This is a genomic window from Arthrobacter sp. FW306-2-2C-D06B (genome assembly GCF_021789175.1).
In the GTDB taxonomy this organism is placed as follows: domain Bacteria; phylum Actinomycetota; class Actinomycetes; order Actinomycetales; family Micrococcaceae; genus Arthrobacter.
The window spans coordinates 861999-875680 of record NZ_CP084560.1 but is presented as its reverse complement, the minus strand read 5'-3'; the positions used below and the strand labels follow the sequence as shown (position 1 = coordinate 875680).

Genomic DNA, 13682 nt, shown 5'->3' with positions numbered 1-13682 from the left:
GGGCGAGCTGCTGAGACGATGCAACGTGCCGAAGATTACATGGAACAGACATGTATTCAGTGAACATATCATCTGAAAAATAACAATGCGTGTACGCTCATGAAAAAGATACAAAAGAGGCTTCGGAATCATGTTCCGCTGGCCAAACCGGGGAGTGGGGAACCGTGGGGGCGGATGAGCTATCGGCGATGCTGTGGCGCGAGCGGAGACAGCTGGAACTGCTGTTATACCGGCTCGAAACACAGTTGCTGCACGTTCGGGCAGGCAACTGGCCTTGGTTGAAATTCACTGCCGCTGACGTGGAAAAGGTCCTGGAAAACCTTCGGTTCGACACCCTTGCCCGGAACATCGAGTCGTCTGCCCTGGCCATCGAATGGAGCCTGCCGGCCAACGCCACGCTGCCGATGATCGCTTCAGCGGCCCCGCCCGGGATCTGGCCTGAACTGCTGCAGGAACACCACCGTGAGCTGGTCGTCTTGCTCAGGCAAGTCGAAACAACCGCGGCCGCCAACGTCAGGGCTCTCCTGACGGGGCCACGCGGAGCGGGGAACCCGCCGCTTGGCTCTGTGCAACCCGGCGACAATGGGACCACGGCGACGGGAGAGGTCACGCGGGCTGAGACGGCGGATGACGTGATGCTCCTCGCGGAAAACGCCAATATCGAGCGGGCCCTGGCCGTGACCCGGGATTGCTCGCTGCCGCTCCTCAAGGAGTTCCTGGGCTTGGAGTAGCGACGGCTACCGATGGACGACAGTGTGCAAGAGAATAAAGCTTGGCTGTCCCGAGTTCGGGTTTGCATCGTAGGCGTAAACCTCCGAAAAGTTGCACGATTGCCTGTCCAATTTCGCCCACTCAAGTACTTCCAAGAGGCTGCTAGACGAAATATCGAAAGCCTGCGACTTGTCCCAAGCACCACTGTTGGGGTCGAGCCAGACGTCTATCACTCGGAAAGACGGATCGACACAGATCAAGTTCATGTCCCGCTCGTCAATCGTCCGAATCTTCATCGCAATCAGTCAGATCGCATTCTTGTAGACAACTTGGGTGTCTGAGCCAACATTCCCCACCTTGCGCGCTAATCCGCCTTCGGTTTCCGGACAGGCGGACGCAGCCCGGCAACGAGTTCCTCGGCTTCGGGGCCGGCCTGGGCAGCAGCGAGGTTGGCCGCGGCGATCGCCTCGACCACTTCGCGACGCTGGATGGACACCCCGCGGGGGGCCTCGATCCCTATCCGCACGCCGTCGCCGCGGCCTTCCATGACGGTGATGACGATGTCCTCACCAATCATGATCTGTTCGCCCGGCTTGCGTGTCAGTACCAGCATGCTCTCAATCTACCTTTCCGAGCACTGCAACGCGGGCGGGCTTGCCGTCCACCCACCCGATGGGAAAACCGAGTCCGTTGACCGTCTCGGGACTTCCGGTCTCCGACGCTCCCAAAACAGCGAGGGCGTCGAGACGGACACGCTCGGAGGCGAGAGCGGCGGAAAGCGCCCGGACCCAAGCTGCCGTGTCTTCCGCTTTCCGCCCGGCGTCAACAACCAGCCACAACTGGTCTGCGGCGAGGGCTGCGATGTCCACCGCATGCGTCACGGCTGCGCCTTGCCTGCCGAGTCCGTACGCCACCAGCACGGTTTGGCCCGTGAGCACCGCTTGGGCGCGCGCCGCCGTCGCGCCCTGACGCCCCGCTACGTGAAGGTGGCCGAAAGCGGTCAACGCTCCGGCCGTCCGGACGTCGGAACCGCCCTCGGCGATGGACATTTCCAGCGCTGGTCCCAGAGCGTCGTCGCCGAGGCCAAGCAGGATGATCAGGTTGCCGTTTCCGGCAAGTGGCGCCGGTACGGGCACAGGAACGGCGTGCCCGACGGCGGGGGCCGGCAACGCGGTCAGGATCCCTTGCGTTTGTGGTCCGGAGACCGGCGCCTCGAACTCCTTCCCCAGCTGCTCCAATATCCCGGCGAAATCCGGGGAGGCGGTTGAAACGGCTGCCTCGGGCCGGTGCAGGTCCATCTCGGCGGCGTCGGCTTGCTCCAGGAGCGCGGCGATAGCGGGCCCCTGCAACGCATGCGCCTCCCCGCCAAGGTGGGCATCCCAACTAGCTCGCACTTGTTGTCGTTCTGAGCCCTCAAAACGACAACTATTGCCAGCTAGTTGGGTGGAACCCTCTGCCGGAACTTCGATGGTGGCCTCGTAGCGATTGGCTGCGAAGAGACCGGCGATCCCCGGATTGGTGACTTTCTCGGCGGAGACGATCCGCGCTCCGGGACCGTACTGTTGCTCGGCTTTCGCCCGGATGTCGTCCAGGGAGGTGCCCTTAAGCTTGTATTGCTTCGGCATGGCGGACCACCCCCACGGTTTCGATCTGGATGTTTGCGGACGTCACTTCCCGGTATGACAACACGGGAACACCGCCGTCGGGAGCAGCCACGAGCCGCCGGACCGCGGGCCGCAACGCCGGGGCGCACACCAGGACAGCTTGCCGTCCTGCATTTGCCGCGGCCTCCACTGAAGACTGCACAGAGGCCAGGACGGCGTCCAGGCGCGCTTGGCTCATGACGATCTGGGTACCCCCTTCGGCCGGGCGCATGTCTTCGAGCATGGACTGTTCCAGGAGCGGATCGATCATGATCACATTGAGCACCGTGCCGTCCAGGAACTTGGCTGCGAGCGCGGGCCCCAGGGACTGCCGGGCGGTTTCCACCAAAGCCTCGGGCTCGGTGGAAACCTTGGCGCGCAAGGCGAGTGCCTCGTAAATGCGGGGAAGATCGTTGATGGGGACCTGTTCTTCGAGGAGGCCCTGTAGCACCCGCTGCACTTCGGCCAAGGACATAAGCCCGGGAATGAGTTCCTCGACGGCGGCGGGGCTCTGTTTGCGCACGCCTTCCGTCAGGACCCTGACGTCCTCGCGGGTGAGGAGCCTTGCGGCGTTGGCCGAGACGATCGACGACAGGTGGGTCACCAGCACGGAAACCCGGTCGATCACAGTTGCGCCGGTCATTTCGGCGCTGTGGCGCATCTCAGTGGGAATCCACTTCCCGGCCAGCCCGAAGACCGGTTCCACCGTGGAGGTACCGGGCAGGGCGTCAAGATAATCGCCGAGGGCAAGCAACTTGCCCGACGGCGCCGTGCCGCGTCCGGCTTCCACCCCCGCAATGCGGATGGCATAGGTGGCCGGCGGCAGCTCGACGTTGTCGCGCGTGCGGACGGGCGGAATCACGATCCCCGACTCCATGGCGATCTTGTGGCGCAAAGAGCGGACACGGGCCAGGAGGTCGTCCGAGGCGCCGGAGACCATGTCGACAAGGTCCGGAGCCAGCAGGATCTCGAGGGGGTGGACGCGCATGTCCTGCATGAGCCGCTCGTTCGGGTCTTCCTCGGAGCTCAGGGTGGCCGCTTCCTGGGCGTCCTCCGCTTCACTCTGCTTCTTCTGCTGCGCCGCCAGGCGCCTCGAGCCGAACAGCAGGGCAGCGCCGACCATCAGGAAGGGCACGATGGGCATGCCGGGGATGAGTGCCATGGCCACTGCAGCCAGGCCCGCGATGAGCAAGGCGTTGGGCGACTGCATGAGCTGCGAGGAGGCCGTGCGGCCCATGTCTTCTTCGGCATTGGACCGGGTGACGATCATGCCCGTGGACACGGCCATGAGGAGGGCGGGGATCTGGGTAACGAGGCCGTCGCCCATGGTCAGCAGGCCATAGGAGTTCAGCGCGTCGCCCACATTCATGCCGCGCTGCAGCACGCCGATGGCAATGCCGCCGACGAAGTTGATGATGATAATGATGATCCCCGCGATGGCATCGCCCTTGACGAACTTCGAGGCCCCGTCCATGGCGCCGTAGAAGTCGGCCTCAGCGGACACCTCGGCGCGGCGCTTGCGGGCCTGGGCATCCGTGATGAGGCCGGCGTTGAGGTCGGCGTCGATGGCCATCTGTTTGCCGGGCATCGCGTCCAGCGTGAACCGTGCCCCCACCTCGGCCACGCGCTCGGCGCCCTTGGTGACCACCACGAACTGGATGACCACCAGGATCAGGAACACCACGGCGCCAATGATCATGGAGCCGCCCACCGTGACCTTGCCGAAGGCATCGATCACTTGGCCGGCGAATCCTTGTCCCAGCACCAGCCGGGTGGACGCGACGTTGAGCCCCAGCCGGAATAGCGTAGCCACAAGCAACAAGGACGGGAAGACGGAGAAGTCCAGGGGCTTCTTGACGAACATGCTGGTGAGCAGGATCAGCAGGGCGAGCAGGATGTTGCAGACGATCAGGAAGTCCAGCAGCGGCGCCGGCACGGGAACTACGAGCAGCAGTACGATGCCCACGATTCCCACCGGCACGGTGAGCCTGGCGAATCTGTTCATTGCTGTGTCCTGTCCGGGGTGGTGTGGTTGCTGGGTGCGGTTCGGGGGCTGCGGTGCCGGCTCACGCAGGCGCTCCGGCCATGGTTCCTGCCACGCCCGGCAAACGGTGCATTCCGCGTGCCGCTCCCCTGGCCTTGAGCGACATGACGAACGCCAGGACTCCAGCCACGGCCCGGTAGAGCTCCACAGGGATTTCCTGGCCCAGTTCGCAGGCCGAGTGAAGTGCCCTCGCGAGCGGGATGTCCTGGACCATCGGGACCGATTTCGCCTCCGCCTCTTCCCTGATGCGGGCGGCAATCACGCCCGCTCCCTTGGCCACGACGCGTGGTGCCGCTTTGCCGGCGTCGTACTTCAGCGCTACGGCGACGTGCGTCGGGTTGACGATCACGACGTCGGCGTCTGCGATCGCGCCGATCATGCGGTTCCGGCTCATGCTCAATTGGCGCGAACGCCGCTGGGACTTGATGAGGGGATCGCCGTCGCTGTTCTTGTTTTCGTCCTTGATTTCCTTCTTGGACATGCGCGTCTTCTTGCGGTTGCGGCGCATGACCACGAAGATGTCCGCGGCGGCAAGGACCAGGCCCGCCAGCACGGCGAACTGGATCAACGAACCTATGCCTCCGGCCGCTGCCGAAAGGATGCCGGACACCGGCAGTCCCCCGGCGGTGAGCAGCACCGGGATGAGCCCCTGCACCACCGCGTAGAGGACAAGCCCGACGACGGCGGTCTTCAAGAGCGCTTTCAGGCCGCCCCACAGTGCCTGGGCGCCGAAGATCCGCTTGACGCCGCTGACAAGGTTGAAGTGCTCGAACTCAGCGCGGAACTTCTTGAAGTGGATGCCGCCCTGCAGCGCGGATCCAGCCAGCACTACTACCAAGACCACCACGAACAGGGGACCCAGCACTTGGGCCAGGGAACCGAACCCGGCTTCGAGCGCTGCGACGGCTTTGGCAGGATCGGGATTCGCGATGACGCCCCGGACGGTGAACAGTTGGTCCGCCGCAGCGTTGGAGGCACGCTCGATGGTGGACGGGATCATGGCTGCGGCGGATCCGACGGCGAGCCACGCGGTGAGATCCTGCGAGCGGGAAAGCTGCCCCTTGGACCGGACTTCCCGCATCCGTTTGTCAGTGGCTTGCTCGGTTTTCTCCTGGGAATCCGACATCATCCCACCCCCATCAGTGTGTTCGCCGCTTGCTGGGCGAGCATGGCAACGAGCCGCGGGAGTGCCAGGAACAGGAACCCTGCGAGCCCCAAGGTGATGAAGACCTTGAGCGGGAAGCCCAAGGCGAAGGCATTCAGGGCGGGCGCCACCCGGGTGAGGAGCCCCAGCCCGATGTCGGCGAGTACCAGCACCACCAGGAGCGGCCCGGCGATTTGGACCGCGGAAAGGAACATCCCGGTGACAGCGGAAATCATCGCGTGTACAGGCTGTGCCATGTCCAGTCCTCCGGCCAGCGGCAACGCCGTGAAACTCCCGGTCAGACCCCCGATCACGAGCTGGTAGCCGTCCGAGGCGAAAAGCAGGGCCAGGGCGGCCATCTGCATCAGCCGGGTGAATTGGGCGCCGTTGATCATCATCTGGGGATCGAAGCCCTGGGCCATCTGGAAGCCGCTGAACAGGTCAATCAGGCTCCCGGCCGATTGGATCGCCGCGAAGACGAGCAGCACGAGGAAGCCAAGGACCAGGCCGGTCACGAGTTCAAGGACCACGGCCGTGATGAAGCCAGCGGTGTCCTTGGACGTGTAGCCAACCGAGAGTCGCTGGGAAACTGCCAGCCCCAAGCCGATGCCGAGCATCGCTTTGATGCGCAGCGGAATTGCCTGGTGCGAGAAGGGCGGGGCCACTACGAGGAAGGCCGTCATCCGGACGGAGGCCAGCAACAGGACCTCAAGCCAGGACTGGTTGAAGGGCAGCTCCACTTCACGCTCCGCCGATCAGCCCGGGTATCCGGGCAAAGAGCTCATGGGTGAAGGAGACGGCCTCGGTGATCATCCAGTGCCCGCACACCACCAAGGCCACGGCCACTGCGACTGCCTTGGGCACGAAGGAGAGGGTGGCTTCCTGAAGCTGGGTGATGGACTGCAAGAGGGAAATGGCGAGGCCCACCACCAGCGCGGTCACCAGGGCGGGCGCGGCGAGCTTGGCCGCGAGGATCAGGGCCTGGAGGCAGATGTCCAGGACGGCGTTGGTGTCCATCAGCCGCTCGAATAACTCTGGATCAGGGCGGTGATCACGAGTCCCCAGCCGTCCACCAGGATGAACAACAGGATCTTAAAAGGCAGCGAGATCATCACCGGCGGAAGCATCATCATGCCCATGGACATCAGCGCGGCCGAGACCACGAGGTCGATCACCAGGAACGGGATGAAGATGACGAAACCGATGATGAACGCTGCCCGGAGCTCGGAGATCATGAACGCCGGGATCAGGGTCTGCAACGGGACCGATTGCGGGTTGGCCGGGTTTTCCAGCTTGGCCGCCCGGGTCATTAGGGCAATGTCTTCTTGCCGGGTGTGGGCCACCATGAAGTGCTGGAGCGGGGCGGACCCGGCCGAAACGGCTCCGTTGAAGTCCAGCGTCCCGTTCAGGTAGGGCTGGATGCCGACGTTGTTGATCTCCGAAATCACCGGCCACATCACGAACAGGGACAGGAAGAGCGCCAGCCCGGCCAGTACCTGGTTGGGCGGGATGGACGGGAGGGACAGGGCGTTGCGGGTCATGGCCAGCACCACGAAGATCTTGGTGAATGAGGTCATCATGAGCAGCAGCGCAGGCGCGACGGAGAGCAGGGTGATCCCGATCAGGGTCACCACCGCGGTGGACGGCTTTCCGTCCAGCCCATTGATGTTGATGCTGACGTTGCCGTTGGACGGTTGGGCCGGTGCGGTGGGAACTACTGGCGGAGTGGGTGGCGTCGGACTGACCGGTGCCGCATGTCCGGTTGACATGCCCAGCCACAGGAACAGTGCCGTCAGCAACAGGACACAGAGCACCGCGGGAAGCGTCCTGCGCACCGCAAGCAATATCCTGCCGGTGCTGCGGGCATCGGCAGGCCCAAGGGTCAGGATCAATTCCGGCGTCCCCTGATGGCCTCGGCGGCCTGCCGCCAGGTGGAACCGGCAAGGATGGAGCCGTGCATTGGCTGTGGTTTGTCCAGCTCGCTGCGGCGGTGGATCTCGCTGCGGCGTGTGAGTCTACTGCCTTGGAGTGGAGCGGTTCGGGGCCCGTTGTCCGCAAGTGACGCGCCACCGGCGTCGCGGAAGATGTCGGCGAAACTCTCGGGCGCCGGAGAGTTGTCCGGAACCTCCACGGGTACGTCGCCGCTGTGCAGGACATTGATGGCGTGCTCGGTGACACCCAAAAGGAAGCGTTTGTCGCCGGCGTCGACCACCACCACCGAGGCCTTTTGGCCGACAGTCTGCCGGCTGACCACCGTCAGGGTGGTGTTGGCCCGGCGTCGGCCCTTGGCCTTTCCTTTGAGAAGGCGGCGCTGCAGGACCCAAATGAGCCCCAGCACCGCACCCAGGGCCACGAGCACGCGTAGCCCGAGGATGAGCGAATCCATCTAGTAGATTCCCTCGGCGACGTCCAGGATGCGGGTGATGCGCACTGCATAGTCCTGGTCCACGACGACGACTTCACCATGGGCAATCAAACGCCCGTTGAGGAGGACGTCCGCGGGTGCGCCGGCCGAGCGGTCCAGCTCGATCACTTTGCCCGGTTCCAGGGCAAGGGCGTCGCGCACGGACATGCGCGTGCGGCCGATCTCCACGGTGAGGGCCATTTCGACGTTGCTGATCAGTCCCAGGCGGGACGAAATCGCCCCGGACTGGGCGCTCCGCGCGGCAGCGTTGTCCTGCACGGTCCCGTGTTCGCGGACCCGGACGGCGAACCAACCGAACACCTGCCCGCCGTCGGACGAGGGAGACTGGCGCAGTTCAAAAACAGCCGTTTCGGAGTCGGACAGCAGCCCCGCGGCGTCTTCCTCGCGCAACTCCCCCAGCACGCCGGCGTCGAACGCCTCGGCTGCGTCTTCCATCGCCGGACGCAGTACGTCAACGCCGGACACGACGCCGTTCAACCCGCCGCCCGCGGCGGCCAGGAAGGAACGGTCCGTGAGGATGAGTGCGAAGTCCGCGGTCACGGCGCCCACGAAACTGGCCGTGACCGCGAGAGGTGCATATGCCGCAGCGGCCTGGGACGGGACAATGCCGGAGACGTGCAGCGTGGCGGGAGTCGGCAGCTGCATGGCCAGACGCTCGGCCGCGGACTCGTGCAGGGTCAGGGTGATGCTCATCGCTGGTTCTCCTCGATTGTGACGATGACGGCGGCTGCACGGGAACCGTTGCGGGCCGGTGCTGCGGTGGCCAGGCGGGTGCCGTTGATGGCGACGTCGAACGGCCGGTTCTCCCGGTGCGGCAGCGCAATGACGTCCCCGACGGCGAGGCCCAGGATCTGCGCCGGCGTCACCGGAGTGGGGCTCAGCTGGATGGCTACGTCTACCGGCACCTGGGTGACCTGGGCGCGGACCAGCGCCTCGGCGTCGCGGCTGTGGACAGTGGGATTGACGTCGCCTAGCCCGGAAAGCAGGACGTCGGCGGGAATCGCGAGGCTGGCTGCGGCGACGGTTTCGCCCACCTTCACGGTGAATGAGGCCACGATCATGAGCTCCGCCGGAGCCGCGGCCTGGGCGAACTGGGAGTTGTATTGGATGACATCCATGCGCACCGGGGTGGTCAGGAGGGCGCCAAGCGAATAGCTCAGGTCCTCGAGTCCGTCTTCCACCATGCGGCTGATGAGGGCCTGCTCGATCTGGGTGAACTTCCGATCCGGGACGGCCGTTTCGCTGGCCCCACCCAACATGCGGGTGACCCAGGACAGTGCCGCCGTGGCAGGAAACTGCATCACGAGCCGCGACTCGCTACCCTCAATGCGGCACAGCACCATCGCGGTGACCGAAGGCAGGGACGCGGCGTATTCGTCGTAGCTCTGCATGATGAGCTGTTCCAGGGTCGCGGTGGACTTCACGCGGACCTTGGCCGTGAGCTGTGTTCCCCATTGGCGGGCGAACGTCTCGAAGGCGACTTCCAAGACGCGGCTGTGTTGGCGCGGCAAGGTGGTGGGCCTGCGGAAGTCATAGACGTCCACGGTGCGCTGCCGTACCGTCGATTGATCTTCCTGTTCACTCACGGTTGCCACTATCGGCAAGGAAAGCGCGGGCGTAAGGGACTGATCTCGGGCGGGTTCGTGGGTGTGGTCCGGGGGCTGCGTTTCGGAACGCAGCCCCCGGCCGTCCCCCACGAAGTCAGGCTGGCTTAGGCGGCCGGCGCCTGCGAAATCCTCACCATGTTGCCCGAAGGATCGCGGAACGCGCAGTCGCGGGGACCCCACGGCTGGTCGATCGGCTCCTGCATGACCTCTGCTCCGGAAGCCCTGACCTTCTCGAAGAGCGTGTCGACGTCATCGGAACGGAAGACGATCGGCCCGAGGACCCCCTTGGTGAGCAGCTCCTGGAGGGAGTCGCCGTCGGCCTTGGACCGGCCCGCGTGCGGTTCGGAGAGCACGATTTCAACGCCCGGCTGGTCCGCGCTTCCGAGCGTCACCCAACGGAATCCGCCCTGCGCGACGTCGTTGAGCACCTCGAGGCCGAGGGCGTCCCGGTAGAAGGTGAGTGCTTCGTCGGGATCGTTGACAGTGATGTGTGAGTACTGCAGTGAAATAGTCATGTCAACGACGCTAGTCCGGCGCGTTGACGAGCGCTTCTCGAATCCTGCTCGCTTGTTTCGTGAGGACTACGGCGTTCCGAAGCCGGCGTCGCCGAGAACCTTCTTGCCTTCACTTCCCGTGACCAATGCGATGAAAGCCGCGGCCAGATCCTTGTTCTTGCTGGTGCCGACGGTGCCGATCGGGTAGGTGTTGACGGCTTTGTCCGACTCGGGGAAGGTGATGCCCTTGACCTTGTCCCCGGCGCCCTTGACGTCGGTGACGTAGACAAGTCCCGCGTCGGCCTCTCCGGAGGCGACCTTGCCCAGGACGTCAGTCACGGAAGACTCTTCGCTGACGGGCTTCAGGGTTGTGCCGGTGGCCTTTTCGATGGTTTGGGCGGCGGAGCCGCAGGGTACTTGGCTCGCACAGACGACCACCTTGACCCCCGGCTTGGCGAGGTCAGCGAAGGAGCTGATCGACGCCGGGTTGGACGGCGGGACGGCGATGGTCAGGACGTTGGTGGCGAAGTTCTTGGCCGTTCCGTCGAGCAGCTTGGCATCGGAGAGCTTGGCCATGTTCTTCGTGTCAGCCGAGGCAAAGACGTCTGCCGGAGCGCCCTGGGTGATCTGCGTGACGAGGTCTGAAGACCCGGCGAAGCTCAGGGCGACTTTGGTGCCCGGGTTCGCAGCCTCGAATTCGCCGGCCAGCTTGGTGAACGTTGCCTTCAGCGAGGCGGCAGCGTAGACCGTCACTGTACCCGCGAGCTTTGGCGTTGCGCTGGCGCTGGCGGATCCGCTGCTCGCGGTGCCGGCGGGGTTGCCTGAACCGCAGCCGGCAAGGCTGGCCGCGAGGGCGCCGGCAACGAGCAGCGCGGCGAAAGGCTTGCGGGTGATCCTCATATGATGCTCTTTCCTTGGGGTGTTTCGATGATGACGGTGGTCGCCTTGACGACGGCGGTGGCAACCGACCCGAGTTCGAGCCCGAGCTCCCGGACAGCCTCGCTGCTCATGAGGGAGACGACACGGAAGGGACCGCATTGCAGTTCCACTTGTGCCATGACCTTGTCGGCCGTGATGCCGGTGACCAGGCCGACGAAGCGGTTGCGTGCCGAACGGCCCACCCGGGTAGGATCCTCGGGCAGTTGGGCCTGGTCCCGCGCGACGTGGGCAAGTTCCAGCCCATCAACGGCCAGCCGCCCGGAATCATCCTTGACGGGGGTCAGGATGCCGTTCTCGGTCCAGCGCCGCACGGTGTCGTCACTGACGCCCAGGAACCGGGCAGCTTCAGATACTCGAATATTTGGCATAACTTCAGAATAATCCTCAAATGCGGTTATGACGGCATGCATCTTCCGCAAATCAAATGTGACCGTGTCCCCGGCGGTCCCGCTTAGTAGACGTCCCGGACGCAGCAGAGGTCCCGCCCCACTGGGACGGAACCTCTGGCGTGTGTTGGCGTACTACGGCGTGGTCAGTCCGCGGCGACCGAAAGCGCTTCCCGGCGTTTGCCCGCTTCGTTCCGGCTGGGCCGCGTGCGGATCTTCGCCACGCACGCAGGCATGGCAGCCACGGCCAGGTGTTCGCGGGCGCGGTAAGTGCTCGGCGGCACCCCCACGAGTTCCGTGAAACGCGAACTGAAGGAGCCAAGCGAGGTACAACCGACCTCCATGCATGCGTCGGTCACACTCATTCCGCCGCGCAGGAGTGCCATCGCGCGCTCGATTCGGCGGGTCATGAGGTAGTTGTAAGGGGTTTCCCCATAAGCGGCCCGGAACTGCCGCGAGAAGTGCGCCGGTGACATGTACGCATGGCTGGCCATGGTCGGCACGTCGAGCGGTTTGGCGTACTCGCGGTCGATCAGGTCGCGGGCCTTACGCAAGTACGTGAGCCTGGCGATGTCTTCCGGGGTCATGCCACGAGCGTACCTCGGCGCGCTGGCCATTTCCACGGATCCCGACGCCGTCCCGTCACCTGCGGGACAAGCGCGCCGCCCTATTGGCCGCCGGCCCTCGCCTTGAGTGCCTCGGGGATCAGCGCGCGGACCACTTCGGGTTTATCCGAGAGGACGACGACGTCGACCCTGCGGTTGAGTTCCATCAGCGCCTCGGTGGAATCGTCGTTGACCTGCCTGGCGGATCCGAACGCGACGGCGCCGATGTGCCCGGCCGCTATGCCCCCATGGTCGACGAGGTACCTCAGGACGTTGACCGAGCGCGCAGAAGAAAGCTCCCATGTGGAGGGGTACGAGGTGATGCCGTTGGCGGCATGGCCTTCCACCATGACTTCAAGGGCTGCCTTGGCCATGGGCGGTGCAATCATGCCAAGGACCTGGCTGGCGCGGGGCGTGAGTTCCGGCCTGTCGGGTTCGAAGAAGGTCTGCGATCCTACGAGTTTCACCGTGAGTCCGCGTTCGCTGATCTGGAACTGCACATTGGCACCCAGCCCCGCGGCGTCGAGCTTGGACTTCATCTCGTCGCGCAAGGCGGTGAGCCGGTCCGCTTCCTTGAGCGCCAGGTCCAGGTTGGAGAATCCCTGGGCGTCGGCGCTTGTGTATTCCGGCGGAACGACTGTCCCGGTGGCGGTGTCCACTTTCTGGCTGGCCACCGTGCCGAAACCCGTGGCCAGCGAATTGCGGAGCTTGTCGAATTTGGCCTGGTCCACTGTGGACATTGCGAAGAGCACGATGAACATGCACATGAGCACCGTGACCATGTCCATGTAGGAAGCCATCCAGCGTTCGTCGACGTGTTCTTCCGCCGGAGGAGAACCGCGGCGGCGCCGGGACCTCATGCGGCCTTGGACGAAGCGAATTTGCCGGGGCGGGCTTCGTCGTCGTCGCTCTTCTTTGCGGTTTTCGCCTTGCCAAGCCTGTCTGCGGGAACCATGGCACGGAGCCGTTCGGCGAGCAGGAGGGGCTGGGTCCCGTTTTGCACCGCCAGGATCCCCTCCATCAGGAGGGTCATCCGCTCGATTTCGAGCTCCGAGAGTCGCTTGAGCCGCGAGGCGAACGGAAGCCAAATGAAGTTCGCGGACAACAAACCCCAGAGGGTAGCAACGAAAGCGGAGGCGATCATTGGTCCCAGATGATCAGGTGAGGAGAGGTTTTCAAGGACGTGGGTCAGGGAGACCACGGTGCCGATAATGCCGATGGTCGGCGCATATCCGCCCAGGCTGGCGAAGAATTTGGCAGAGACATGGTCGCTTCGCATCTTGGAGTCGATCTCGTCTTCCATGAGGATGCGCAGCTCTTCGGCATCCGTGCCGTCGGCGATGTTCTGGAGGGCGCGGGCCAGAAAAGGATCCTTCTCGTCCACAGCCGCCTCTTCAAGGGAGAGAAGACCCTCGCTCCGCGCCTTCTCGGCAAAGCCGATCAGCTGGTCGATACTGTCCTGCGGCTTGTCCGTCTTTCCCTTGAACGCCTTGGGGAGGTCCTTGAAGGCCCGCACGGTGTCACGGAAGGTGTTCCCGGCCAGGCCTACGGCCAGGGTGGCACCGAAAACCAGGACCATTGGCGCGGGGAGCAGGAGGGCCATGAGGTTGGCGTCTTCGAGGGTCACCATGGCAACCACCGAGCCGAAGGCCAAGAACAGCCCGATTATTGTCGAGGGATCCAT

Annotated in this window: 17 protein-coding genes; 1 reads left to right on the top strand and 16 read right to left on the bottom strand. The window is 64.6% G+C overall.

The annotated features are described in order from the left end of the window. Positions 1-278 precede the first annotated feature (278 nt). Complete coding sequence (locus tag LFT47_RS04315) at positions 279-731, top strand: hypothetical protein (RefSeq protein ID WP_236815617.1); 453 nt, start codon at positions 279-281, stop codon at positions 729-731. Between the two features lie 344 nt (positions 732-1075). On the opposite strand, the gene LFT47_RS04310 is transcribed toward LFT47_RS04315, so the two are convergent. The 16 genes from LFT47_RS04310 to LFT47_RS04235 all read right to left on the bottom strand — a co-directional run bounded on the left by LFT47_RS04310 (position 1076) and on the right by LFT47_RS04235 (position 13682). Next, complete coding sequence (locus LFT47_RS04310) at positions 1076-1324, bottom strand: carbon storage regulator (RefSeq protein WP_236815615.1); 249 nt, start codon at positions 1322-1324, stop codon at positions 1076-1078. Between the two features lie 4 nt (positions 1325-1328). Then, complete coding sequence (locus tag LFT47_RS04305; protein WP_236815613.1) at positions 1329-2336, bottom strand: hypothetical protein; 1008 nt, start codon at positions 2334-2336, stop codon at positions 1329-1331. After that, positions 2314-4359 carry a flagellar biosynthesis protein FlhA gene (locus tag LFT47_RS04300; RefSeq protein ID WP_236815612.1) on the bottom strand — a complete coding sequence of 682 codons (2046 nt, stop codon included), beginning with the start codon at positions 4357-4359 and terminating at the stop codon, positions 2314-2316. The genes LFT47_RS04305 and LFT47_RS04300 overlap by 23 nt, the downstream gene beginning before the upstream one ends. A gap of 61 nt (positions 4360-4420) precedes the next feature. After that, complete coding sequence (locus LFT47_RS04295) at positions 4421-5524, bottom strand: EscU/YscU/HrcU family type III secretion system export apparatus switch protein (protein ID WP_236818340.1); 1104 nt, start codon at positions 5522-5524, stop codon at positions 4421-4423. Next, complete coding sequence (locus tag LFT47_RS04290) at positions 5524-6282, bottom strand: flagellar biosynthetic protein FliR (protein WP_236815610.1); 759 nt, start codon at positions 6280-6282, stop codon at positions 5524-5526. The genes LFT47_RS04295 and LFT47_RS04290 overlap by 1 nt, the downstream gene beginning before the upstream one ends. A 1-nt stretch (position 6283) precedes the next feature. Beyond that, positions 6284-6559 carry a flagellar biosynthesis protein FliQ gene (fliQ, locus tag LFT47_RS04285; RefSeq protein ID WP_236815608.1) on the bottom strand — a complete coding sequence of 92 codons (276 nt, stop codon included), beginning with the start codon at positions 6557-6559 and terminating at the stop codon, positions 6284-6286. Beyond that, positions 6559-7311 carry a flagellar type III secretion system pore protein FliP gene (gene fliP / locus LFT47_RS04280; RefSeq protein ID WP_236818338.1) on the bottom strand — a complete coding sequence of 251 codons (753 nt, stop codon included), beginning with the start codon at positions 7309-7311 and terminating at the stop codon, positions 6559-6561. The genes fliQ and fliP overlap by 1 nt, the downstream gene beginning before the upstream one ends. Positions 7312-7430: 119 nt before the next feature. Further along, positions 7431-7928, bottom strand: coding sequence for a flagellar biosynthetic protein FliO (gene fliO, locus LFT47_RS04275; RefSeq protein ID WP_236815605.1), 498 nt, complete (start codon positions 7926-7928; stop codon positions 7431-7433). Beyond that, complete coding sequence (gene fliN, locus LFT47_RS04270) at positions 7929-8660, bottom strand: flagellar motor switch protein FliN (RefSeq protein WP_236815603.1); 732 nt, start codon at positions 8658-8660, stop codon at positions 7929-7931. Next, on the bottom strand, positions 8657-9553 hold the full coding sequence (locus LFT47_RS04265) for a flagellar motor switch protein FliM (protein ID WP_236815601.1): 897 nt from the start codon (positions 9551-9553) through the stop codon (positions 8657-8659). The genes fliN and LFT47_RS04265 overlap by 4 nt, the downstream gene beginning before the upstream one ends. Before the next feature lie 125 nt (positions 9554-9678). After that, positions 9679-10089, bottom strand: a complete 411-nt coding sequence (locus LFT47_RS04260) for a VOC family protein (protein ID WP_234751509.1) — start codon at positions 10087-10089, stop codon at positions 9679-9681. Positions 10090-10155: 66 nt separating this feature from the next. After that, positions 10156-10968 carry a molybdate ABC transporter substrate-binding protein gene (gene modA / locus LFT47_RS04255; protein WP_236815600.1) on the bottom strand — a complete coding sequence of 271 codons (813 nt, stop codon included), beginning with the start codon at positions 10966-10968 and terminating at the stop codon, positions 10156-10158. After that, the gene (locus LFT47_RS04250) at positions 10965-11375 is read right to left on the bottom strand and encodes a TOBE domain-containing protein (RefSeq protein ID WP_236815599.1); all 411 of its coding nucleotides are present in this window, start codon (positions 11373-11375) and stop codon (positions 10965-10967) included. Before LFT47_RS04250 ends, modA begins: the two co-directional genes overlap by 4 nt. A 164-nt stretch (positions 11376-11539) precedes the next feature. Then, complete coding sequence (locus tag LFT47_RS04245) at positions 11540-11980, bottom strand: helix-turn-helix transcriptional regulator (protein ID WP_236815598.1); 441 nt, start codon at positions 11978-11980, stop codon at positions 11540-11542. Positions 11981-12060: 80 nt separating this feature from the next. Next, positions 12061-12858 (bottom strand): OmpA/MotB family protein, encoded by a 798-nt coding sequence (locus LFT47_RS04240; RefSeq protein WP_236815597.1) that lies wholly within the window; start codon positions 12856-12858, stop codon positions 12061-12063. Beyond that, positions 12855-13682, bottom strand: coding sequence for a motility protein A (locus LFT47_RS04235; protein WP_236815596.1), 828 nt, complete (start codon positions 13680-13682; stop codon positions 12855-12857). The genes LFT47_RS04240 and LFT47_RS04235 overlap by 4 nt, the downstream gene beginning before the upstream one ends.